At 44.1% G+C, this 23550-nt stretch carries 22 protein-coding genes; 16 read left to right on the top strand and 6 right to left on the bottom strand.

Annotated features, from left to right (window positions below):
- Positions 1-21: 21 nt before the first annotated feature.
- The 6 genes from C7433_RS07860 to C7433_RS07835 all read right to left on the bottom strand — a co-directional run bounded on the left by C7433_RS07860 (position 22) and on the right by C7433_RS07835 (position 7133).
- On the bottom strand, positions 22-861 hold the full coding sequence (locus C7433_RS07860) for a phosphoadenosine phosphosulfate reductase family protein (RefSeq protein ID WP_110267922.1): 840 nt from the start codon (positions 859-861) through the stop codon (positions 22-24).
- On the bottom strand, positions 854-4186 hold the full coding sequence (locus C7433_RS07855) for an ATP-binding protein (RefSeq protein ID WP_110267921.1): 3333 nt from the start codon (positions 4184-4186) through the stop codon (positions 854-856). Before C7433_RS07855 ends, C7433_RS07860 begins: the two co-directional genes overlap by 8 nt.
- Complete coding sequence (locus C7433_RS07850) at positions 4179-5069, bottom strand: DUF4007 family protein (protein WP_110267920.1); 891 nt, start codon at positions 5067-5069, stop codon at positions 4179-4181. Before C7433_RS07850 ends, C7433_RS07855 begins: the two co-directional genes overlap by 8 nt.
- A gap of 355 nt (positions 5070-5424) precedes the next feature.
- On the bottom strand, positions 5425-6024 hold the full coding sequence (locus C7433_RS07845) for an inovirus-type Gp2 protein (RefSeq protein WP_110267919.1): 600 nt from the start codon (positions 6022-6024) through the stop codon (positions 5425-5427).
- A 209-nt stretch (positions 6025-6233) separates the two neighbouring features.
- On the bottom strand, positions 6234-6830 hold the full coding sequence (locus tag C7433_RS07840) for a hypothetical protein (RefSeq protein ID WP_110267918.1): 597 nt from the start codon (positions 6828-6830) through the stop codon (positions 6234-6236).
- A gap of 96 nt (positions 6831-6926) precedes the next feature.
- Positions 6927-7133, bottom strand: a complete 207-nt coding sequence (locus C7433_RS07835; protein WP_110267917.1) for an AlpA family transcriptional regulator — start codon at positions 7131-7133, stop codon at positions 6927-6929.
- Positions 7134-7779: 646 nt separating this feature from the next.
- Between C7433_RS07835 and C7433_RS07830 the strand changes: the two genes are divergently transcribed.
- The 16 genes from C7433_RS07830 to C7433_RS07750 all read left to right on the top strand — a co-directional run bounded on the left by C7433_RS07830 (position 7780) and on the right by C7433_RS07750 (position 23548).
- Positions 7780-8730 carry a hypothetical protein gene (locus C7433_RS07830; RefSeq protein WP_110267916.1) on the top strand — a complete coding sequence of 317 codons (951 nt, stop codon included), beginning with the start codon at positions 7780-7782 and terminating at the stop codon, positions 8728-8730.
- Positions 8731-8864: 134 nt separating this feature from the next.
- On the top strand, positions 8865-9740 hold the full coding sequence (locus C7433_RS07825) for a GTPase family protein (protein ID WP_110267915.1): 876 nt from the start codon (positions 8865-8867) through the stop codon (positions 9738-9740).
- Between the two features lie 211 nt (positions 9741-9951).
- Positions 9952-10653: a WYL domain-containing protein gene (locus C7433_RS07820; protein WP_110267914.1), complete on the top strand. Its 702-nt coding sequence runs from the start codon at positions 9952-9954 to the stop codon at positions 10651-10653.
- A 5-nt stretch (positions 10654-10658) separates the two neighbouring features.
- Positions 10659-11306 (top strand): hypothetical protein, encoded by a 648-nt coding sequence (locus C7433_RS07815; RefSeq protein WP_110267913.1) that lies wholly within the window; start codon positions 10659-10661, stop codon positions 11304-11306.
- Between the two features lie 131 nt (positions 11307-11437).
- Positions 11438-11899 (top strand): IrmA family protein, encoded by a 462-nt coding sequence (locus C7433_RS07810; RefSeq protein WP_043018272.1) that lies wholly within the window; start codon positions 11438-11440, stop codon positions 11897-11899.
- Between the two features lie 109 nt (positions 11900-12008).
- Complete coding sequence (locus C7433_RS07805) at positions 12009-12830, top strand: DUF932 domain-containing protein (RefSeq protein WP_088208763.1); 822 nt, start codon at positions 12009-12011, stop codon at positions 12828-12830.
- Positions 12831-12900: 70 nt separating this feature from the next.
- Positions 12901-13371 carry a DNA repair protein RadC gene (gene radC, locus C7433_RS07800; protein WP_088208764.1) on the top strand — a complete coding sequence of 157 codons (471 nt, stop codon included), beginning with the start codon at positions 12901-12903 and terminating at the stop codon, positions 13369-13371.
- 12 nt (positions 13372-13383) lie between these two features.
- Positions 13384-13707, top strand: a complete 324-nt coding sequence (locus tag C7433_RS07795; protein ID WP_088208765.1) for a type IV toxin-antitoxin system YeeU family antitoxin — start codon at positions 13384-13386, stop codon at positions 13705-13707.
- A 36-nt stretch (positions 13708-13743) separates the two neighbouring features.
- Complete coding sequence (locus C7433_RS07790; RefSeq protein WP_110267912.1) at positions 13744-14064, top strand: TA system toxin CbtA family protein; 321 nt, start codon at positions 13744-13746, stop codon at positions 14062-14064.
- Positions 14065-14177: 113 nt separating this feature from the next.
- Positions 14178-15011, top strand: a complete 834-nt coding sequence (locus C7433_RS07785; protein ID WP_110267911.1) for a DUF4942 domain-containing protein — start codon at positions 14178-14180, stop codon at positions 15009-15011.
- 74 nt (positions 15012-15085) lie between these two features.
- Positions 15086-15481, top strand: a complete 396-nt coding sequence (locus C7433_RS07780; protein ID WP_088208768.1) for a DUF6088 family protein — start codon at positions 15086-15088, stop codon at positions 15479-15481.
- Positions 15474-16424, top strand: coding sequence for a nucleotidyl transferase AbiEii/AbiGii toxin family protein (locus C7433_RS07775; RefSeq protein ID WP_110267910.1), 951 nt, complete (start codon positions 15474-15476; stop codon positions 16422-16424). The genes C7433_RS07780 and C7433_RS07775 overlap by 8 nt, the downstream gene beginning before the upstream one ends.
- A 711-nt stretch (positions 16425-17135) precedes the next feature.
- A complete protein-coding gene (locus C7433_RS07770) occupies positions 17136-20666 on the top strand; it encodes an AAA domain-containing protein (RefSeq protein WP_110267909.1) in 3531 nt (1176 codons plus the stop codon).
- A 71-nt stretch (positions 20667-20737) separates the two neighbouring features.
- The gene (locus C7433_RS07765) at positions 20738-21061 is read left to right on the top strand and encodes a hypothetical protein (protein ID WP_110267908.1); all 324 of its coding nucleotides are present in this window, start codon (positions 20738-20740) and stop codon (positions 21059-21061) included.
- A gap of 304 nt (positions 21062-21365) precedes the next feature.
- Positions 21366-21638 (top strand): hypothetical protein, encoded by a 273-nt coding sequence (locus tag C7433_RS23535; RefSeq protein ID WP_146212554.1) that lies wholly within the window; start codon positions 21366-21368, stop codon positions 21636-21638.
- 1076 nt (positions 21639-22714) lie between these two features.
- Complete coding sequence (locus tag C7433_RS07750) at positions 22715-23548, top strand: RNase A-like domain-containing protein (protein WP_110267906.1); 834 nt, start codon at positions 22715-22717, stop codon at positions 23546-23548.
- Positions 23549-23550: the final 2 nt, after the last annotated feature.

The raw sequence follows: 23550 nt of genomic DNA, 5'->3' as shown, positions 1-23550 counted from the left end.
TAACACCCCCATTCTTAATTTTTATTTATGACAAATTGCGCAAGAACCTCCACCTTCATCATCCCCATATATCTCGTCAATATCTATTAGAGATTCTCCAGGACGCAAAGGGTTAATAGGTTTTCGGGCTTTATCCCGTGCTTTGCGCTTTTCAAAATCTGCAATTATTTGAGAAATCCTTTCTGGATTTTCAAGTGCATCTAATGGTTCTCCTTTTGTCCAAGTGAAAGGTGAGCCATGCTCTATAGCATTTTTTTCGTAGTGTTTAGCTTCCTCAAATGCTTCAGGGTGTCGCTCTTTTAATCTCACCCATTCAATTTTTTGCTGGAAAAAGCAAAATGTGCAACCACTACGTGAACGCCAATCGTAATATCTAGGTAAACCAACCCCAGATGAATCAAGAATGTCCATAACACCTTTGCGGTCAATGCCATAGTCTCTGAAAGGTAAACTAATTGTTAAATTGGCATTCTTCGAGCTATATCCTTCGCGATATTCCTCGTCAGCTCTGATTGCCACATAACTGGTGACTTTATCACCTGCTGCGAGCATTGGGCGGATCCATTGTTCAAATGGAGCCAATTTCAATTGTCTTGTGCACCAGCGGGTTTGTGGTGAAGGTAGGTAATGATTATATTCGCGTAACCAGAAATCGAAATCACGCCGAGGATTTAGCCGTGCAATTGGCTTACCCAAAAAACCTTCTAATTTACCAAGGAATTCGTAGACTTCAGGTAGTTCTTTACCTGTGTCAGTAAAAAAATAATCAATATCTAGCTCAGGACGGGTTTGACGCATAAAAACAGCAAGCGCTGCACTGTCCTTACCTCCAGAAATACCTAGAACATGTTTTTCAGTCATCGCGCACCTCTTCCCCATTTTGAGCTAATTGAATATAGGCTTTACCTAATGCGGCCATGATGATTTCCGAACTCAGTTCCTTCGCAGACAAGGTATTAATCAGTTCATTGGTTAGTCTTTCGATCTGATGAACACTTTGTTCTGGCACACTAAATTCGTGTTTAAATGTTCGCATTTCAGCACCAGCACCGATTACTACTGCAAAAGCTTCGTTCGTTGGTTTCCTTCCTTGTATGGCCACAAGGGCTTCAGACTGACGAAAGCGCAATGAAAAATTAGCTATTTCCATGAGGGCTGAATCAATATCCCGATCATTCCAGTCTCTTGGTGGCTTGTTAGCGGCAAGGCTGAGTATGCCCTCAATCGCAGACTTGCTATTGTCAAACGTAGCTAGTCGAGTAGCAAAGGCATCTTGGCGGAGTTCACCTGTTATACCTGATAGTGTTTCTGCACGTTCTCTCAGCACAGACAAATTGTTTCCATCAGCATTTAGCGCTTTTAACATGCTTGATGCTATTTGATGTAACATTCTGTCGTATGCATTCCAGATTTCTTCTATTGGTGCTTTTAAAGAATTGATATAATCGTGACCACTTTCAACATCTAAAGCTGCGGCTAAGTCGATAAACAACACTTTGTGAGGATCGCTGGCTTTAAGCAACGTATCTCTTATCTTTCTTGCCTCAGATGAAAGCTTTGCTGTTCTCTGTGTCCAATTTGGTAAACCTATCACCATTGCAACCAAGCTTCTGGCTGCTTCTAAAGGATCTGCTGAATTGGATGTTGCGCCAATAGAAGCAAGGATTTGACCTATTCCCTTTAAGATTTTTTGTTTTTCGTTATCTATTACAATCCAGCGCAAGGCAAATCGTCTTTCATCTTGTAAGTATTCATCAATATCTGCATCTGTAATATTTGGAACAAATACTCCATCTTTATAGACTGCAATATTTCCCTTATAGGCCAGTAAGAAAGCCATGAATATTATTGGCATGGCTCCTTTTTTAAGGCCAAAAGGAGGAGCAGCCCAAAGAGCGTGTATATCAGATGCTGAGGTTATTGTACTTTTGTTTTGTAGTACTTTATGTGTCTTTTCCCAAAGAGCAGAGAATGATGAATTTTTTCCGCCCTTAGGTGGGATGAAATGATAATGTCCAACATCATTTTTTCTATACAAACCAGTACGGTATAAAACGGTTTCATAAAGCCCTCGTGCAGCAGGGTAGCCTTCTATACCAAGATTAGGCTCTCCCTCATTTTCCAGCATTCGGTATAATAGTTCCCGTCTAGCTTTAACACTATTACTGGATAGGTTGTCCCGATTAACTAATTCGCTCCACAAACGTGGAGCTTTATAAAAAAGGTTATCGGCAAGAGATGAAACTAATGAAGATAACGTTATTTTTGGCTTCAGCTCAATATCATTAGCATACCAATCTGCAGTCGCTAATGATTCGGCTAGTTGTTCTTCTAGTGTTGCTTGTGTTGCAGCCATTCTTGCATGAACTTCTCTTCGGGCGACAGTATCACCTTGTAGTTCGTGTCCACGCTTAGTCTGTACAACTTGTAGTGCCAGAAGTTCAGTGCCTAAATCTGCGATGCGCAAATAGTTATGTGGCAATCCTACAACAATGGGCCATGGTTTAGACCGGGCCGCTTCAGCACATAATAGCTTAGCTTGGTTTTCATTGATATTTTGGTCAGGGAGTGTAAGTAGTAGTAGCCCAAATTCACCATTTTTCGGTTTAAATTCATTGGCAAATTTCTGCACATCATTTAATTCACACAGAGCAATGTTCATCCAACGAAATGAACCTGTTTGATGATAATGCCGCTTAGCTATTATTGGGTAAAGATTTGCTATTTTATTCAGTAAGTTGAAGTCAGTTCCTGGCATTGTAGCACGAACTTGTGACACAGCTTGGTCAATATTGAAATCGCTTCCTTCAAAAACAGACCATGCACCTGTGTGCTTTTTGAAGATTATTACATGCCATTTAGATAGATCATCGAGTGCTGTTATGATTTTTTCTTTATCTATATTAATAAACAGCGACTCGAGGATAGTTGTTTCAGCTATTAATCCTGAACCATCTTTAAAAAGGTCTAATATTGCAATGCTTTTAATTAAAGCGATATGTAATGTGCTATCGGATTTTGCTTCCGCTCGTTCCACTGCATCGGCAGCTTGTGCCCAACGATGCCCATCAGTTGAAGCAAGAATAAGCTGTTCAAGGTTCGCCTGGAGATAGTCAAAGTAGTTTGATGGTAAATACCAAGTTGCTTCCTGAAATGATGTTACATTAAGGAAGGTTTGAAACCCGTAAGGCTCCGATGAAGAGAGGAAACCGAATGTTGATCGTTCGTTCTGCCCGAACTGACGTTTTGATATAGGGCCTAGCAACGCCGCCATTACTGGGTGTAACGGCCAGCAAAGTTCTAATGCATGCTCGTACTGAGCACCAACCATAGGGCGTCGCTCACGTATCGCATTAGCAACTATCTGCGCTGCAATTTTGGCATGCTTAGGTCTTGTATCAACATTGAGAGCTTTACCTATCAGTTCAACAATCTCATCACTGCCAGCAACTAAAGGTATATCTGTGTATCGACCCTGAATTTTGGCCCACTCATCACGAGTATCAAGCCCGAGGCGTGCAGCATATTGACCAAAAGATTGGTGGAGTATACCGATAATAACGACTTGACCATTACTACGAGCTGCTGCTTCAGCTAACTCTTGGTAGAAGTAAATATCATCACCATTACCTAAAGCTGATGCTTCAAGAAATTTACCCAATTCGTCAAGAATGAGCAGAGTGCCATCTAAATTTTCTTGTTCTGCTGCGGAACAAATATGTTTAATCAATAGTGATGCCGATTTAGCATAATCCTTTTCCTGACCACACATCTTATTCAATGTATGAGAAATTTGTTGAATTACACTACCTCTACGGCCTACTACGGGTAAAACAAGCCAACCTTTTCGAACCTGAAATACTTTGTCAAAGTCGCTATGTGGTAATACGTTTAACATAGCTCGAGCTTTGCTGCGTAGAACCTCGTTGGGTGATAGAGCGCTTGCAAGAGCAATTGCTAGAGAGGATTTGCCACTTCCATATGGCCCGGTCCATGTAAAAGCTCGTTGTTGACTATTCAACAACTGTCTAGACATGTTTTCGAGCAGCGTTTTTGCCGTGCCATTGCATACATAGCCATCAAGAGCATCTTCACGCCCAAGGTCGGTATCAATGCGGATAGAACGTTGGTACTGTCTTGCTATATAAACCTGTTCTGAAAGCAGGTTTTCATTATGTTCAGTCATAAGCCTTCCCGAGCATGTTCAACATTACTTTTTCTGTTTCTGATGTTTTTCGATGAACTTGACGTAGACCAGCTGTATCTGTCCATGCAAAGGAACCTTCAGTTAGTTCCTCCAGTGCAAATAAACGTTCTGCGATTGAATCTTCATCAAGCTTAAAAACTCTGCCGGGTGAGCCTTCACCATATGCAATAGACTCAAATGATAATGTACTCATTTTTTTCGCTTTCCGTTCCCAATAATCGATTAGAGCGTATGCAAATACTCCATCCAACAGCGTGATCTTTGGTCCCCGACGGAACGCAAAATGTCCCTTTTTTTCTTCCGATACAAGGCCTAGTTCTCCGAGCATAGGCTCTGCGAAATCTTCAGGCGTGCTTCCACCAGACCTAGGGGCATAACTTCGTAAGCATGTCTCAATATCTCGTGAGAGCGTCATTGCGGAAAGCTTTCGGCCAGGACTACATTTAGCGGCATATTCAGCTAAAAGGCTTCTGAGGTCTTCTTGTGTGAAGATGGGGGAGACTACATGGTTAAAAAACCAGTACCAAGTAGTGGAGCGATATCCTCTTCCGGATAATTGCCAATGACTCAACCAGGATGTCGAAGAATGCTCCGAATAAGGATCTAAGCCATTGTCATCAAATATTTTTTTAGAAAATTCAGTAAGTTTAAATCTGCCATCCTCTTCTTGCATGACCTCACAAGCGAGTGCCCAATGCTTGATTGATGCGACCATATTTTTGCCAACACCAAATTTGGCGATAGCCTCGTCATCAGAGAAAACAGATTTATCAATGTATCCATCCGCTGTGGCGCAACTGTAAGCTTTTTTAAGCCACATTTGTCTTAACGGGAATGTCTCGTGACCTGAAAAATGAGCCATGACTTATCCTAATGCAGTAACAACTAAATATGGGGCAGATTGTACATGAACTGGAGACTTTCTCCAGTGGGCGGTACAATTGCTCATGTTTACAAGGCTTCGATGGAAAATTCCATTGATAATTGTGATTTATTTATAAATTTCAATTAATTAACGTTAAGTTGTTAAGCGATTTTCAGCACGTGTGGCTACTTGGTACTGCTGAGGACATTAATCTTGTAAGTATGCAAACGATGCTATGGAAAGCGAGTCAGACTACGACAGTGTGCATCACAAATCTGCCCAGCGCTTTCAGCCAGACTTACAGAAAAGTTGATGCTGACAACCGCATGACTATTCGATTGTCAGAACTCAATCATTTGTTATCAAGGTGTTTGAAGCTGACATTGGGCGGGATTCGTGGACGACCTGTCAGCGGACGCTCAGGTACTTCATTGCAACCATGGAGTAGCAACCCCTCCTTCTGTTGGATTTTTGTCATATAGGCGAGTACCTGCCGTATGTTGGTAATACTTCCAGGATCGTTGTAGTGAACAGGGATATTGATATTTGCTCGATAGTTTTCCTTGTACTCGCAACGGTGATGCCAGCCTTCCCTGTCTGTAATGTTGCTCCATAGCTCGCCCGCTTTCGTAGCCCATGGATAGGTTATCTGGGTCCTATTACCATCTAACCAGAAGACTGCGTGGGCGTGGTAGCGGTGATCCTCAGTCCACTCTATGACCCAGAAATAACCTACTACGGCTCGCAGACTCATCATATTTTTCATTAATAATTGGATATCCAGTTCCAGTTGGTGGTGTCCAGGTTGTGCATATCTAGTCGTTCCATTTTTGTAGAACAGGTCTATTCGAATAGCCCGCAGGGAAGCATACCGGTTGATCATACTATCCGTATGCCAGTTTAAGACAGACTCCAGAAACCAGTCTGGTGTCCAGGATCGTTCAATATTCATATGGTTATTTCCTGACCGCTGCTTGGTTCAGCCATGTAGAGGAGGGTAATCCCCCGGCAAGAAGCTGAGGGATGGATTATTAATGGGCAGATCTGTAGACAGGTTTAAGAAGAATATAAAAAGGGAGTACCTATTAATTATATTAATTAACCGATATTAATTTTAACTCCCTGAACATTTCTTAGCCCTTACAGAACAAGGCTTGAGGTTCAAATCAGCGGATCGAGTACAGTGCGGTATGCAAAGCAGACGTACTCATCCATCTTGCTGGTAAGCATGTGGTTCTCAGCCTGACGGTCATTGACCCAGCTATTTACCTCCTCGCTTGTTTTGAATTTTAAACTTTCAACCCAATCAGCAAGACAGTTGCCCAACATCAAATCGTACCAGCATAGCCATACAAGCTTTAGACGGAGCTCAGTCCCTCTAAACTGCTGAAACAGACTGGTGAGCTTATTTGCCAGTGAACGCTGTTTTAAACGGACACATTCGGAAAGCAGAACGCCTTCAAGCATGGGATGGTGGGCCAATAGGTGTTCCTGCGTTAGTAAGCTTACGTTCAGGTCATCATCTATCGATAATGATGCTGCCGCTGCCTTTCCGTAAATGACTCGGTGTAGCCAGTGAGGTACAATAGCAATAACAGCTTCTTTTCCAGAAAATTTAAGACAGCCAACCGTCAGGCTATGATAGTGATATATATTTTGATGACACATACCTTGGCGAACGGTCAGCTTTGTAAAATCCAGTAGCCAGGTCTGATAATATCTGTGGAGCTCTTTGTAACGCGCCTTATAGTCTTTCATAGTTCTTGTTCCTTCTTGCTTAAATTACAGGCAGCAGAAAGCCTCCGGGTAGCTGGATAATTATTTTCATGCTGCGGGTTTAGTTAGGGGAGAGGCCTATTTGCGGGACTGGTTAATACGTTCCTGAAGCCAGGCTTCAACTTCGCTTTTTAACCAGCGAGAGCTACGACCCATTTTTATTGGTTTTGGGAAAACTTCATCTTTAATTAGCTTATAGAACCACTTATCTGTTAACCCAGTCAGACTGGTGATAAATGCCATATTGACAAACTGGTCTTCTAAAAGAGAAGTATGGGTGTTCATTATTCGATTCTCCGGTTAAGAAAGTTAAGCCGGACTCGTGATGTTTGATAACGACCACGTGCTTCGGCATACCAACCCGGTAATCTGTAAAAAAAGTTGAAGGTCATTGACCTCTATGCCACTACCGGCCTAGAGGAAAACTGAGTCCCTAAGTGCTGCATCATAACGAACCGCCAGTTATCAGCTACTGAGTTCTCTGAATGCTACTCCATACCAATTTCTTGGCTGCCATTGAGCACTGCACTAAGGGAAATTTTTTTATTGCATGTCAAAGGTCGTTTACTGCGGGAGTGAATAAAGCATCCACTTCTTTCCTTGGCAGTTTCTGAGCAGTCAATCGAGTTAATGGTAGAAGGACGTGCCTGATGAATTTGGCTACGATTTTTGTGCAGAACACCATGGGGTAGGTTTCTTCGTGGGTTGTAAGTAGAATACTGTATTCTTGATGCGGAAAAGGCTAGGTATTATTCCTAACTTATTGATATTTTTATCTCAACCTAAATTTAGCACTACACTTTTACTACGTTATTGCACGGTTTTTATATCATTCTTCCCTTCAGAAAAAGTATGGTTTACATCTGAATTGTCTTCTTTTACTCTTGAGTGAAATGATGGAAAACAACCATTCTAGGGTAGGAGAGGTATCGTGGAGGGGTATGAATTCGATGAACGGGAAATGCGAAAAAAGAGACTGCGACAGGCAAGTCGCCTAAAGTGGTTGAGGAAAAACCCAAGGGCTATGCATTTCTTTCTCTTTCGTTTACTGGCGAACAAAACCGTAGCACTCGCCAGTATGAACATCCGAACAAAGCTCGATATGCCACAGTTTCATGTCCATGCACCCGATGTGGTCATGTCCCCTCAAAATACGGGAAAAATAAATAATAAAGGCGAGATAAACTTCCAGGATTTAGACATAAATCTGCAGGACTTGGATCTGAATTTTCCCCCACCAAAATGTGAACAAGCTAATGGATTAGACTTCTCTAGGGTAACGAATACGGATGTTATCCCAGATGTAATGGAAAAAATAATCGATGTCATTTTGAATATGCACCAATCGACGAGGGAAGCAGACCAGGCTATCACGGAAGTCATGAGGGCTTGGGCTAATGCCAGCAATCAGTTCCCTAGAGCATTTTCATGGCTGGATAAGAATAATGAAGAGCAATGTTTATGGGTTTGGGAGCAAATGAGGAAGAAATATATTTCTATTGATACCAAACCTATTTCCTGTGAGCAACGCTACCATTTTATTATTGCTATCTTTGATAACTGGAAAGGGTGGAGTGACGAGCAACTAGGTTATCTGAAAGAAAATAAAAGAAGAAAGGATGGGAAATTCATTTCTTATGGATTGGGTGGTACAAGTACTTTAAGCCACAAAGAAATATTGCTCGAAGAACTGAGTAAAGCTTGGGAACAAAAATCCCGTAGGAAAAAGATAAAAGATACGCATCCCTCTTTGAAATTGAACAAATTATACCAAAAAAGGCTGGGCCAGATTGCTGAAAGTAAAAGCATGACGCTAGATGAGACACTCAAATTTCTTATCGACAATGAGTTATCACGCTTGAGCATGTTGAAACCTGTATAGTGTAAAATCAGATGTGATGTAGGACACTTGTTTGCACATCATTCCAAATAATTTCAGACAGATATTATCGCAGTGAATCACCTCTGACGCCTTCCTGGCTCGGGGGTTTTGTTTTTTCTGTCTGAGGTAGTTTAATGAAAAAATCAGAAGTGCTAATGGCCATTGAAAAGCCACTAGCGTCACTCCCCCATGCCATTGGCAGACATATTCTTGACCATGTTCAAAAACTCACTCACTACGAACCAGTCATCGGGATCATGGGCAAAACAGGCGCGGGAAAATCATCTCTCTGTAATGTGCTTTTCCAGGGTGAGGTTACGCCCATCAGTGATGTCCACGCCTGCACCCGTGACGTACTGCGATTGCGTCTGAGCAGTGGTGACCATAGCCTGATACTAATAGACCTACCCGGAGTAGGCGAGAGCGAGCAACGGGATAAAGAATATGAATCTCTATATCGCAATATTCTCCCTGAGTTGGATCTCATCCTGTGGGTTATCAAAGCCGATGATCGAGCCTTCTCTGTGGATGAACGCTTCTACCGGCGAGTGATGACTGGCTACCAGCAACTGTTTCTGTTTGTCGTTAACCAGGCTGACAAAATCGAGCCATGCCATGAATGGTTTGTCACCAGCAATGCACCATCCCCGCATCAGTTGGTGAATATCGAGGCCAGACTGGCGTCTATTCGCCAGTTATTCTCACCACACCATCCGGTGTGCGCTGTCTCAGCGAGAACAGAATGGAATCTCCCATCAATGATAGAAACGATGATGTGCTGCCTGCCAGACCGAGCCACCAGCCCATTGGCGACACAACTGCATGGGAGGTTATGCAGTGAGCCGGTAAAAAAGCAGGCTCGTGAGGGCTTTGGTAATGCGGTCGGGGAGGTATTTGATTCTGCGGAAGCGGCATCATTTATTCCCGCGCCACTGAAAGCAGTTATTCGCACTGTCCGTGATGCCGTAGTATCCGCTGCTCGCGCCGTTTGGGACTGGATTTTCTTCTGACTTGGCTTACCTGCCATTATCTTCGGGACATACCCTGTCCGTTCTGATGTTTTATAATCTGCTGAATTTCGACAGTTTTCCCTTTACGCCCCGTCACGGTTGATTTTGGCAACTGTAAAAAATACGTCTTCTTGTGTCCATTCCCTGTCCCCCCGCCTCGTTACAATAATCGTTTATTTTCAGCTAATTATCCTGCTGGAGTATCAATTTCATGACTCAGGCTGAACGTCGCCATGACCGGCTTGCCGTCCGACTGTCATTAATTATCAGCCGCCTGGTGGCGGGTGAAACGCTAGATTTACGAGCGCTGGCAACTGAATTTAGTGTGTCGGTTCGAACTCTACGCCGGGACTTTCGGGAACGTCTGATGTACCTGGATCTGGAGTATCGCAAAGGCCGATGCCGCTTGCTATCTGGTAGCCGCCAGAGAGAGTTAGCGGTGATGAAATTTGCCCGTCAGTCAGGCGTTGAAGCTCTGTTTCCTGATATGGATAACCATCTGGTCAGTTCACTGTTGAGCGGATCAGGAGAGTCTCCTTGCCTTATCTGGCCGGGAACAGCCCAGGTTTCATCCCCAGAATCAGGCGTATTCACTCGGTTGGTGAGCGCGGTATCAGAACATCGAAAGGTGACGCTGCTCGGTAACGGTTACCGTTGTGCAGGCCTCGCTCCCTATCGGCTGGTTCTGCGTGACGGCGAGTGGTATCTGACAGGCGAGCATCAGACCCGGATAGCAGTATTTCCCTTGACGGATATTCGTGCAGTCACGCTCCACAACGGCAGCTTCGCTCCTGATATAGCGATGCGCGATATCCTCTCTCACCCGGATCTTCTTCAGGCTTTACCCCACTTTCGCTTTTTCCATTCATTGCTTGTCGCAACTGACGGCGGGCTTATACCTCAGAAGGAATAACCACGATGAAATTACTTACCACTACATTGCTGGCTACCAGCATTTGTCTAAGTGCAGTTTTTCCGGCTGACGCTGGCAATATCGTCAGTTCTGTCAAAGCCTGGGAGTACATGCAGGCTGACGGCTGGAAATCAGCTGATGGCATGGATGACAATACGCTGCACAATATGCTCTACCAGGCCAATGTTATTGATAACTACCCGTGGACGAAGCAGTTTTTGCTACGTACCCGTGGTGGTGGTGCAATTTTCCTGGCCGATAAGAAAACCCACACTATTCGTCAACTAAAACTGAATCCTGTCGGTGAAACCTACAACGATATTGAAACGGTTTATCAGGGAGATGATAAAGGAGAAGGCTGCTACTTTGCCGTTATTGATAACCAAGCTTCGGTACGTGATAAGGCTATCGATGCTCTTATATACCCCGATTGGTCTGCACCCCAAGATACGGATGCTGTTCTTAAGGCTAAGATTGCAAAAGTCAGACAACAGATAGCCCCAAAAGTCATTATGGTGATGCCAGATAATTGTGTTAATAAACAACAGCAAGCCACATTGGCGGCTAAGCGCTCGGACGAGGATCGGAAACTACAGCAATGGGTCGCACAGCAAAGCTTAGCGGAATTGTGTCGTCGCACAGGCAACTGCTGAACACTTCCCAAAAGCCACGTCCCAAATGCCACTAAAGGAAAAGAACGATGGAAAAGGATTGTCAGAAAGATATAGATATACCTTCTTTCCCGATAGTAAGGGTATGGGCAAAACCTACTTACAGCAAAATCATGCCACTCGTCAGCCGATTTGCTAAAACCTTACCTGCCATTGTCGTTTTAATGCTGTGCCATCCGTCATCCGCTTACGCAGATGAACAACGCTATATCAGTATCCGCAACACCGATACCGTGTGGACTCCCGGTAATATCTGTGTGTATCAGTTCCGTCTGGATAATGGTGGAAGCGGTGTGGGGTTTGGCCAGCTGTCTGTTTCGCTGGGGCTGAAAGACAAGGCGGGCAACACGCTGGCGACGGGAACAATGGACGTTGCCCCCTTTGGCGACAGTGATGCTACTCGTTCTCAGGAAGCTTTTCTTGAACATGAATGTGTCGAAAACGTCAGCGCTGTTGAAATCATGAAGGCGACCGAAGAGCGCAACGGCCATCAGGCTAGGCTGCCACTGTCCGTTTTCGATCCACAGTATTATCAGCCACTGTCAGTATCGGTTGCTATGAATAAGGCATCATAACTGGCTTAGACTTAAATCTGCCAGACCTCAGACTCACAACAACATCAGGCCATGCCTCCTTCGGGAAGCATGGCCTTTTCGTTTTTCATCTCCCAAAAAGGAATTAATCATGATCCGATTAGCCAGCCGCTTTGGTGCGGTTAATGTTGTACGCCGCGACCGCCCATTAACTCACGACGAACTGGCACATTACGTGCCCAGCGTCTTTGGTGAAGAAAAGCATGAGTCCCGCAGCGACCGATACACTTATATCCCGACAATAACCCTGCTCGATAATCTGCAACGTGAAGGTTTCCAGCCTTTCTTTGCCTGCCAGACCCGAGTGCGCGACCAGAGCAAGCGCGAACACACCAAACACATGCTGCGTCTTCGTCGTGAGGGCCAAATCACTGGCAAGCAAGTTCCGGAAATTATTCTGCTCAACAGCCACGATGGTTCGAGCAGTTATCAGATGTTGCCGGGATTATTTCGTTCAGTCTGCCAGAATGGACTAATTTGCGGTGAGAGTTTTGGTGAGGTTCGTGTACCTCATAAAGGCAACGTGGTGGAGAAAGTCATTGAAGGGGCTTACGAAGTGCTGGGAATATTTGACCGTGTAGAAGAGAAACGCGATGCCATGCAGTCGCTAATGTTAACTCCGCCAGCACAGCAGGCGATGGCGAAAGCGGCATTAACCTATCGCTTTGGTGAAGAGCATCAGCCGGTGACGGATTCGCAAATCCTATCCCCGCGCCGCTGGCAGGATGAAAGTAACGACCTGTGGACCACTTATCAGCGCATTCAGGAAAACCTGATTAAAGGCGGTCTGTCTGGACGAACCACCAAAGGCAAACGTGCCCATACTCGTGCTGTAAAAGGCATCGACGGCGATGTGAAGCTTAACCGCGCCCTTTGGGTTATGGCCGAGAATATGCTGCAGCTTGCCTCATGAGCCTTTTTATTATCCCTTCCTTCAGGCCTTGCCAATAAACCGGCGAGGTTTTTTGTTTTAAGGAGCAATTATGCCTGTATTCAATTTGTCCCCTGTATTTCCTGCAAACGAGCAACGCGTCATTCGTCGGGCATTACGCCTGCTGGAGAAATATCAGCGTCAACCGAGTGAGTCATTTACCTCCACCAGCTTCACTAAGACCTGGCTGCAATTACAGATGGCTCATCAGGAGCGTGAAGTTTTTATCGTGATGTATCTCGACAATCAGCACAGCCTGCTGGGATGCGAAACACTGTTTACCGGCACACTTAGCCATACCGAAGTGCATCCCCGCGAAGTGGTTAAATTGGCTCTGAAACACAATGCCGCTGCGGTAATTCTGGCGCATAACCATCCGTCAGGTACGACAGAAGTCAGTCAGCAGGACAAACACATCACTCAGCGGATAGTGAAAGCGTTAGCACTGGTAGAAGTGCGAGTGCTGGATCATTTGGTTGTTGGGAACGAAGTCGTTTCTTTTGCTGAGCAGGGTTTGCTTTAAACGGAGGTTTTCATGTCAATCACACCACCTCATGAATGGGGTCTACAAAGCGATATCACCCCACGATTTGGCGCGAGATTAGTTCAGGAAGGCAACCGGCTGTATTACCTGGCTGACAGGGCTGGATTGACGGGGAGTTTTAGCCCCATGCACCTGCAGAAATTAGATCTGGCTTTCCCGCTGTTTGTAGAACAACTGGAAGATATGCTGCGTGCTGGCGAACTAAATCCTCATCAGCAACGTCAGGTGAAAATTCAACTTGCGAGTTTAACCTGTATAGCTGATCCCCGTGGTAGCTGCGGTTACGTTTACATCTCTATTTATCCCACACCGTAACACCTTCTCTCTTCTTCTTTTCTCAGGATTCTACCCATGCACATTTCAACTGTACCGGCCAAGGTGCCGGTTTCGTCACGTCCGTCGCCCGTGCAGGTCTGGCAGCAACTTTTAACGTATCTGCTGGATCACCATTACGGCCTGACGCTTAACGATACACCATTCCATGACGACGCGGCCATCGAGGAGCATATCGATGCAGGAATCACGCTCGCCGATGCTGTTAATTTTCTGGTAGAACGTTATGAACTGGTACGCATCTACCGCCAAGGGTTTAGCTGGCAGGAACAGACTCCGTTCCTGACCGCGACTGATATTCTCCGAGCCAGGCGAGCTACCGGATTAATAAATACTTAAATTCTTCGAGCCTCATTCCTGATTTTGGCTTCTGAACTTCCCACCTTTTTTATTCATCGCATAATGCGCCTGCCATTCCCGGCAGGCGTGTTTGCTTTTATGGACGATTAACGATGCAAACAGAACCCGACGTGTTGACGGAACACAATGAACTCATTCTTTCGACCAGTATCGAGCGTGTTGTCACGGGCCGCGATACCGCACTAAAACGGATCGAACAACTCATTCAGCAGCTTGATGCCATTTCACGGCTGACCTCAGAAATTGGCGGTGGTACAGCGCAAGACTGGGCGATGAAGTCCGGGCACCGCTACGATAGCTGGCTGACTGAAAAGGCTGATAAAGCAATGCCTGCCGTCACCCGCAATATAGATCGCAGTATCTGGCGCGATTTGATGCTGAAGTCTGGCATGATGGCCTTGATGGATGCTCAGGCTCGCGACCAGTGGCATAAGAATCTGGAGGAGGGCGATCTTCCTGCGATCAGTGAGGCGAATATCCTCAGTACTTTTGAGCAGTTACATTTGAACAAAATGGATGTCTTTGAGCGCGGGATCATCAACGTGTTCAAAGGTCTGTCATGGGATTACAAAACCAATAGTCCCTGCTGCTTCGGTAAGAAGATCATCATTAACAATCTGGTGACGCATAACCGCTGGGGCTTTAGCCTTAACTGGGGTTGGCGACGGGATCAACTGGCGGATCTGGAGAGAATGCTGTTTCTACTGGATGGCAAACCCATCCCTGACAACCGGGGTGATATCTCTACCCGATTGATGGAGCATATTCGTGATAATCCGGCTAAGAATTTTTATGAAGATGAGTTATTCAGCATTCGTTACTATCAAAAAGGTACGGCGCACTTGACCTTCAAGCGTCTGGAGTTGATTAAACGTATGAACGATATCATAGCTAAACACTATCCGGGAATGCTGGCTGCGAGGTAAGTGAGTTGTCGTATGTTTGCTGTTAAAAGTGTCGTATGTTTGCTATGATGAAGAAACGAACAAAGGAGGATGACATGACCATAAAAGCTCGAATTCAGTCACGGCTGAAGCGCTCAAAGCGTTATGTTTTCACTCGTGACGATTTCAAAGATCTTGCTGGCTACGATCAAATAGGCAGAGCACTGCGTGAGCTGATGAAGGAAGGGCAGCTACTGAAAGTAGGCTATGGCGTCTACACCAAAGCGCGGCAAAATGCGATTACCGGTAAGCTGATGCCTGCTGCTCCCGGAGGCTCTGCTGCGGTAATGATTGAGGCGTTGGAACGTCTGAAAGTGGATTACCGTCTGGCAGGCGCAACAAGCGCCTATAATAGCGGTAAATCCACCCAGATCCCTGCGTTAGTGGAAATCAAAACCTCACCACGTTTTAAGAGAACATTGTCAGTAGGGAACAGCAAATTAAATGGCTGATTTAATAAAGTTATTCCCTGATGTTGCCGATGCCCTGGGCATTGAATCAGTTGCAATTGTAGAGAAAGATTATTACATCGTTGAGTTATTGCGATTGCTCCAGCCTCTGGCGTTTGACACGCATCAACTGGTTTTTGCCGGTGGAACGGCATTGTCAAAAGCGGGGATATCTTTGAACAGGATGTCGGAGGACGTGGACATTAAGCTTGTTCCTGTCGCCGGTATTTCCCAGCAATATTCCAGAGGTCAGCGTAAAAGCATTCGTAAGGGTATTATTCAGACCATTATCGAAACGATTGCAGCCTCAGATACGTTCCGCATGGATGAAGCGTATCCAAAGGTTACTCGTGATGAATATCGCTATAATGAAATTTCGGTACGCTACCCGCAGGAATATGCACAAATTCCCTGTTTAAGGCCATTTATCAAACTGGAACTGATGGAAACGGATTTGCTTGAGGCTGCGGAAAATCGTGCTATTAGCTCACTGGTAATGGATCTAACAAAGAAGGGCGAAGTAGTGAGGGCTTTTCCCTGCGCAACTATCGGTAGCACGCAGGCTGAAAAACTGATCTCGATGATGCGCAGAACGGCTGCAAGCGTGCGTAATGTGGAGCGTGCAGTGGATGAGTCACTGGTGCGTCATATCTACGACAACTTTTGTATTGTCAGAGAAAAAGGTGCTGACGTTCCTGTTTTGAAGCGCTTTGTGCAGGAATGTATTGAGCAGGATATCCAACGTTACGGTGCTCAGTATCCTGAATTCTGCGAGTCGCCTGTTGAAGAACTAAAAATGGGGTTGGAAGAACTGGCGAGCAACCCTGTTTATAAGGAACGCTATCTGCAGTTTGTTACACCAATGGTGTTCGGTGAAAGCCACGTTTCCTGGGAAGAGGCCTATGCCTGTTTTCGCATAACGGCATTGGATGTGATTGATGCATAGAGCCAGAGATACGCTCGATGGTGAGCATTTTCCAGGTAACTCTTGCCCCGATTCGAGTCCCAAAATCAATGATTTAATGTGTTGGTATCGATGTTGGTACATTAACTAAATATTATTTTTAATTGTTTTCAAATCAAAGGATTAATTATCATGTGCGAGTCCGGCCTTCGCACCATTCATATTTGAAGACTTTCTATTTTTTTAATTCAGTATGTACCATGATTTTTATACTCTGTGTAGTTCAGAGGGGCCCGTTAGGATCGTGAGCTGAGTAACTGGATTTTCTTATTTTACATTAGTGGAAATTAAAAAAATGAAGAGCAATGCCAAAAAATTTTAGGCTGTAAATCTTAAGGGGGAAATATAAAAGAAAAACTCATTTTATTAATTTTTATCCTCTGCCTTGATTAATAAATACAGATTTTTTTCGAGGAAATTTATAATCCTCACGTTCGATATTCTGTGCTTACCGTATATCAAAATTTATAAAGAAAAGAGCAGAAAGATAAAACGAATTTTGTCCAGATCATAGTACGCGTCATGCTCTGGTTAGATCAGCCAAATTTAAGGGGCGTTTTGGACAAATAAGTTTTATATGTCCATACCACAAACAAATCATTGCACTCGTGCTCACATCGTGGACAATGCTTAATCATAAGGTGCGTTTATATCTATCAAATCAATAATTTGACTTAAGTTGCGGGATGCGGGATGGACAGTAACACTAAAGGATTCACTTCATACTGGCGTAACTCTCTGGCTGATGCAGAGTCGGGCAAAGGTGCTTTTGCGAGTAAGGATGTAGAGCCATTCACCAGATGGACGAACATTAACTCAGCAAGGCTGAAGGATGAAACAGTCTGTGCGTTTTTTGAGGATGAAGATGAAGACGTTAAAACCGTTGAGGTGCTTTTACGGCCTCGGGTATTTATCCGGCTGTTGAAGCATGGCAAAGAGCGGACTGCAGGCGCACCAGAGTTCGTCACGCCACTGGTCACTTCTGCTCTCCTGAACCGCGAAGGTTTTTTGTTTCCCAACGCACCGACCACCATTCCGCGTGACCTGCTTGAGCCACTTCCCAAAGGTACATTTTCAGTCGGTGAGATGGCGAATTATGACAAATACAGAACAACACATGACTCAACCACCTTTGGTGTGGATGATGAGCATGAGCACCACGCGGAAACGGATGAGCAGCGTGAAAAGCGATATGAACGATACAAAAACTTATGGGAAAAATATCGTAAAGAGTCAGAAGAGCTTCTTCAAAACGTTGCTAAAGAATGGATTGAATCCCACGAGCAATATGAACTGGCTGAATATGGATATATAATCAAAGCTAACCGGGTTGGCGGGGCAAGCATACATATACTGCCTATGTATGACCATCTGCTGCTGAGCAAAAAAGAAGTGCCGTTGTTATCGCGCTTTGCCTCTAATGCAATGCCCCCATTAGAATCACTTCTGCCTGACGACGCCATGTTTAGCGAGCGTCTTGGGCATTCTGGCGATACATTTCCGCTGGCTTTGGCGCAGCGTGATGCTTTGAGTCATTACCTGACTCAGCAACCGGGCGATATGCTCGCTGTGAACGGTCCTCCGGGAACCGGTAAGACTACGCTGGTGCTTTCCATTATTGCGACCGAATGGGCCAGGGCTGCACTTAATAAGTGTGAACCGCCTGTAGTTATTGCTACGTCGACCAATAACCAGGCTGTAACCAACATCATTGAAGCGTTCGGTAAAGATTTTGGTTCTGGTACCGGGATAATGGCGGGGCGTTGGTTACCCGACGTGACCAGTTTTGGCGCGTTTTATCCGTCTTCCACTCAAAAAGCCGACGCTGTAAAAAAATACCAGACGGAAGATTTTTTTAATCGTATCGAATCCCTCGAATATGTTGAAGACGCCAGAGTTTTTTATCTGGAGAAGGCAAAGGCGGCGTTTCCGAACGAAGACTGTAGCTCTCCAGAGCTGGTTATAGCGCTTTTACATAATCGTTTAACTGAGATGTCTTTTCAGCTTAAGCAAATCGAGCCGGCATGGAACAGGCTGAATGCGGTTCGCCGTGAGCGGGATGCCATCAGCGAAGATCTCGACCAGTACATTGAAGATAAAAATGCGTTACTGCTTAACAGTACGAATGACATCACGCTTTTGAATCAAGGTAAAAAGCAGTGGCGGCAATATCGTGCGAATGAGTCCGTGTTATATGCGCTTTTCTCCTGGCTGCCTGTCGTTCGCACTAAACGTCACTATCAAATGAACTTCTTTTTAGAAGAGACGTTTGGCGCAAAAAAGGTGGAGTTTAAGGGATCACTGCCTGAAGATATTGACGCATTTATAGAAGGTTTAATTTCCCAAGCGTCTAAAGAACAGGTGGGTTACCAAAAGGAGATCGAACTAGCCCAGGACATCTCCAGACGCGAAAGCGAAGCATCTCAGCGCTGGCGCGAGCTGACATATTCATTAGGGCACTCAGATGCAGATGAAGTGACCTTGTCCAAAGCGGATGAGCTGGCAGATACAGGGATCCGTTTCCCTGCGTTCTTACTGGCAACCCATTACTGGGAAGGCCGCTGGCTAATGGATATGGACGGGATTGATAATCTTCAAAAAGAAAAAAAACGTTCTGGGGCAAAAAGTGTTAAGGCACGCTGGCAGCGTAGAATGAAACTCACGCCTTGTGTAGTGATGACTTGCTACATGTTGCCGTGCCATATGAAGACCAGTGAGTTTGTTGGCGGCAACAAGAAATTTGACGACAACTATTTATACAATTTTGCCGACTTGCTGATTGTCGATGAAGCGGGGCAGGTCCTCCCTGAGGTTGCTGCAGCGTCTTTCGCACTGGCTAAAAAAGCCTTGGTAATTGGTGATACAGAACAAATTTCCCCTATCTGGAACAGCCTGCCAGGCATCGATATAGGTAACATGATGGAGGAGAATATCCTTCACGGCAGTACGCAAGAGGAGCTTACTGAAGCCTATATCTTAATGAGTGAGTCAGGAAAAAGTGCTGCATCAGGCAGTGTTATGAAAGTGGCTCAGTTTAACTCACGCTATAAGTACGATCCTGACTTTGCCCGCGGAATGTACCTGTATGAGCATCGACGTTGCTTCGACAATATTATTGGCTACTGTAACGCTCTTTGTTATCACGGTAAGTTGCAGCCAAAACGAGGCGAGGAAAAGGAAACGATTTTTCCTGCGATGGGTTATCTCCACATTGATGGCAAAGGTGTAAAGGCAAACGGTGGAAGTCGCTATAATGCCTTTGAGGCTGAAACGATAGCGGCCTGGCTTGCGATTCATAAAGTCGAAATCGAGGCGCATTACGGAAAACCGATACATAAAGTGGTGGGTGTGGTGACGCCATTTTCTGCACAGGTTAATGCCATAAAGTCATCATTACGCAACCAGGATATTAATTGTAGTGGTGATGAAAATTCCCTGACGGTAGGAACTGTGCACGCTTTGCAAGGGGCAGAACGATCCATCGTGCTTTTCTCACCCGTATATTCGAAGCACGAAGATGGTGGATTTATTGATAGTGACAGCAGCATGCTGAACGTTGCCGTTTCACGGGCTAAGGACAGTTTTCTGGTCTTTGGGGATATGGACCTCTTCGAGATCCAGCCGGGCTCTTCGCCCAGAGGATTACTGGCGAAATACCTGTTTGCTTCCGCAAATAATGCGCTGCAGTTTGAGTTCAAAAAACGCCCGGATTTAAGTACTGCTCAAACACAGATTTCTACCCTACACGGGGCAGAAGAGCATGATGCCTTTCTCAACCAGACGTTTGACTCAATCGGGAAGAGCATCATGATTGTCTCTCCCTGGTTAATCTGGCATAAGCTGGAAGAAACCGGATTTCTGGCATCAATGAAACGTGCTCTTTCCCGCGGAATTGATATCACAGTCGTGACAGACAAGAGTTTCAATACCCAGGCTTCCAGTTATGATCAGCGGATAGAAAAACGGCAGCGCCTTGATGAAGCTCTTGGAAAGCTAGAAGAACTCGGTGTATCAACCAGACTTGTTGACCGCATACACAGTAAAGTAGTCATTGGTGACGAAGGCCTCTTGTGTGTCGGTTCATTTAATTGGTTCAGTGCATCTCGTGATGAGAAATATCAACGTTATGATACATCCATGGTATATCATGGAAATAACCTAAAAAATGAAATTGATTCCATTAATAAAAATTTGCAGCAACGCCAAGTATTGTATAGCTCCTGATTTATGTATGATTCTTGGTGAGCATTTTTCATGAGGTTGTTTTTAATCGAACTAAATGTCGTGAGGTATTCATGGGCTTTAAGGAAAGAATTTTTGAACTACGCAATAAAAACAAAGTAGACGGTGAGGTTGTTAGAAAAATTTTTTTAAATGATTACATTTCATCCAATCAAAAATATTTTTCTGAGCTACTAGGCGACAGAATAGGGGAAAATTTTAAGTTAAATAAGGAGTATCTTCAAGTTCTAAAGGAAGCATATGATAAAGCTCACCGGATTAGAGAGATCGAACTCGATCTTTTTTGGAAGAGGGCTGTCTTTTGCCTTACTCTAATTGCAGGTTTTATAACATTGGCAGGCGTGGTATCAACTTCTTATTTCAGAAACCACTTCTGAAAGTGGTGATTTGACTACATTGTGGACTATAGTAACAATATCTTTATTTGGTGGTTTTTTTACATACTTATCTAATCTGGTGGTAATAGGGGGGGAATACTGGAAAAGAAACTGGGAGATGCATGTGGTTATGCTTGAGCCTTTTTTTAGTGGAAGGTTGTACTCCACTCACCTGGTCAACTCATCTCACAGAGCATCGATTGTTAAAGTAATTACGGCGTTATTTTATTTTATATATTTTTTTTGGATTTTAGTCTTGTCTTTTTCATTATTAACTATTTTTAAGAGTGACTCGGAAAAGTTAATGAGAGCACTGGTTGTGCTGTTTTGGGGTGTGACTATGGTAATTGTTTTTTTGGGTTGTATAACCTCTTCTAAAAATAGAAATATTGAGGTTTATATCACTGATTATAAAGTGAGTGTAGTAGATAAGCCAGAACTACCAAAGCTCTTTTTTTTAAGGTTAGCTAATATATTTAGAATAATATTTGTTGGGGTTGTTGTTATTATTTTATCTATGTGTGCCATGGAGTATTTCTTATTCGGTAATTTTTCACTTCTAGGTTATTTTTTTTGATTCAGATACCTTGAGTGTTCAGAGAAGGTGTTAAGTATGCCATAAAAAACGGCTATTAAATTGCTGCATCGGGCATTGAAAGTGGGGCTACTTATCATTGTTGCTGGTTTTTTCTTCAATTCGAGTGAGAATGATCATTCAAACAATCCGCTTATCTGTTCGCGACAGCCTGAAGCGCATACATGATTTTTTATCTCGAGTTATAAGTGCGATAGGGAAATCTTCTCTAACAGCTATCGATATTACTTGAATGGTAAAATACAGAGTAACATTAGTGCTAATCTTGCGAAACTGGTTCCGTTCCTTGTCGCGACTGATAGCGGTGCTAAAGTAAGGGTAGAGAACGAGTTCTTCAGAGTGATCGCGTTTACTCATCCGGTTAATCAATCGTTTAGCATTAAAAGGGGCAATGATTCTTGCCGTAACTTGATTTTCAGGCAATAAACTGATTTTATATTTACGGTATAACTAGTTCTTAAATATTGGTTGGGTAGGGGATGGCCGCTTTGTTTAAATATTTTATTTTTATATTGAAATGAAAACATTCATTTTTGTTATTATACTGCTTGCTAATATGGGCTTCGTTTTGTCTGTCCTTCTGTACGCAATAAACAGAAGGAAATATTATGAGCTTATTAAGCTTTTCCAGAAAAAGCATGTACTTCCTGCGCCGTATCTTTACAGCAGTATGATTGGCTTCTTTGGTGCTGCCACGATGGCATATTTCTTTATCAGGCTTAAAAGGAATAAAAGTATATTTTTTCTGGATAAAAATAGCGAGGCATATCAGTTTGTCGATTCGAATAATGTCGAATTTATGCGGTGGATGATTCCTTTTTTTTATGTTTTTGTATTGAGTTTTGGATGCGTCTTGTTCCTGATTTGTTTTGGCGGTGTACTAATCTTAATCGATAAATTCACAGTTTGACTTCTTTAACTTTAAATTCCCCAGCGTAACGTTTCCTCTCACAAGTACTTTTTTATGCCATCAAAATGATTCTGAAGTCTCTGTTAAAACCCTGGCTATACAATATAATGAGCGAAGACTTGTTGAAATGCATAAAGAGGCTTGAGCTTTGGATAATCAAGACGGCGTAAGATTAGTGCTCTCTCCTGTACAGATGGCAGCATTGTTGTCTGATAAAAGCGTCAGTGAAGGGGAAACGCTGAGTAATCGGCTATACGGCGGCTTAGGCCTTGCGGGGGGGATTGTTGAATTATTTGGTGCAGGTGCAATGTGCGTTGTTCCTGAACCCACTATGTTAACTAAAGCCGGATGCGTTGTTGTGGGTACTCACGGACTTGATACTGTGCAAGCCTCAACCCGTCAGATCTGGACCGGTAGAAGCACAAACACTGATACCTATAACACAGCAGTATCCCTGGCCCAAAGTTTTGGTGCTGATAAAAACACAGCAATGAAGGTGGGTTTTACGGTTGATTTGGCTATCCCCCTGGCCTTTTCATTCGCCTTAGGCGCTCAGCGTGTAATCGCAATACGTAGCGGTCGCATCAAGCTTGCTGAGCATGAGTCACCTCCGGGAAGTAATGCCGCTGGTCACGCGATTGAAAGGCATGTCGGCAAAACAGTAGAAGAGCTGTTTGAAAGGCTTGAGAAATCACCACGTTTAACCTCATCAAGCAGTTTTAAAAATACGCTTGATGCTGAGGTTCTTATCTCTAAAGTATTAAGAGATAACAAAAATATGATTTCAATTTGGGTGAAAAACATACCACCTGGCTCAAAAGGAACAAGAGTGCTGGATGGAAGTTTTGCCAGACAGACTGGAATTTCAGTATCCAGAGGTTCAACTGAAGCAAAACCCTGTTATAAGGTCCGTATAGTGCTTAGATTTGAATATTGGTATGGCAAACCTTATTTCATCCTTACCGCTTATCCAATGGTTTAATT

The sequence above is a fragment of the Pantoea sp. PNA 03-3 genome, assembly GCF_003201175.1.
GTDB classification, from domain to species: Bacteria; Pseudomonadota; Gammaproteobacteria; order Enterobacterales; family Enterobacteriaceae; genus Pantoea; species Pantoea stewartii.
Note: the sequence above shows the minus strand (reverse complement) of the source record. Positions and strands in the feature narration are given on the sequence as shown.

Coding starts and splice junctions, on each gene's coding strand:
- C7433_RS07860 (WP_110267922.1), bottom strand. CDS start 861: ATGACTGAAAAACATGTTCTAGGTATTTCTGGAGGTAAGGACAGTGCA.
- C7433_RS07855 (WP_110267921.1), bottom strand. CDS start 4,186: ATGACTGAACATAATGAAAACCTGCTTTCAGAACAGGTTTATATAGCA.
- C7433_RS07850 (WP_110267920.1), bottom strand. CDS start 5,069: ATGGCTCATTTTTCAGGTCACGAGACATTCCCGTTAAGACAAATGTGG.
- C7433_RS07845 (WP_110267919.1), bottom strand. CDS start 6,024: ATGAATATTGAACGATCCTGGACACCAGACTGGTTTCTGGAGTCTGTC.
- C7433_RS07840 (WP_110267918.1), bottom strand. CDS start 6,830: ATGAAAGACTATAAGGCGCGTTACAAAGAGCTCCACAGATATTATCAG.
- C7433_RS07835 (WP_110267917.1), bottom strand. CDS start 7,133: ATGAACACCCATACTTCTCTTTTAGAAGACCAGTTTGTCAATATGGCA.
- C7433_RS07825 (WP_110267915.1), top strand. CDS start 8,865: ATGAAAAAATCAGAAGTGCTAATGGCCATTGAAAAGCCACTAGCGTCA.
- C7433_RS07820 (WP_110267914.1), top strand. CDS start 9,952: ATGACTCAGGCTGAACGTCGCCATGACCGGCTTGCCGTCCGACTGTCA.
- C7433_RS07815 (WP_110267913.1), top strand. CDS start 10,659: ATGAAATTACTTACCACTACATTGCTGGCTACCAGCATTTGTCTAAGT.
- C7433_RS07810 (WP_043018272.1), top strand. CDS start 11,438: ATGCCACTCGTCAGCCGATTTGCTAAAACCTTACCTGCCATTGTCGTT.
- C7433_RS07805 (WP_088208763.1), top strand. CDS start 12,009: ATGATCCGATTAGCCAGCCGCTTTGGTGCGGTTAATGTTGTACGCCGC.
- radC (WP_088208764.1), top strand. CDS start 12,901: ATGCCTGTATTCAATTTGTCCCCTGTATTTCCTGCAAACGAGCAACGC.
- C7433_RS07795 (WP_088208765.1), top strand. CDS start 13,384: ATGTCAATCACACCACCTCATGAATGGGGTCTACAAAGCGATATCACC.
- C7433_RS07790 (WP_110267912.1), top strand. CDS start 13,744: ATGCACATTTCAACTGTACCGGCCAAGGTGCCGGTTTCGTCACGTCCG.
- C7433_RS07785 (WP_110267911.1), top strand. CDS start 14,178: ATGCAAACAGAACCCGACGTGTTGACGGAACACAATGAACTCATTCTT.
- C7433_RS07780 (WP_088208768.1), top strand. CDS start 15,086: ATGACCATAAAAGCTCGAATTCAGTCACGGCTGAAGCGCTCAAAGCGT.
- C7433_RS07775 (WP_110267910.1), top strand. CDS start 15,474: ATGGCTGATTTAATAAAGTTATTCCCTGATGTTGCCGATGCCCTGGGC.
- C7433_RS07770 (WP_110267909.1), top strand. CDS start 17,136: ATGGACAGTAACACTAAAGGATTCACTTCATACTGGCGTAACTCTCTG.
- C7433_RS07765 (WP_110267908.1), top strand. CDS start 20,738: ATGGGCTTTAAGGAAAGAATTTTTGAACTACGCAATAAAAACAAAGTA.
- C7433_RS23535 (WP_146212554.1), top strand. CDS start 21,366: ATGAGAGCACTGGTTGTGCTGTTTTGGGGTGTGACTATGGTAATTGTT.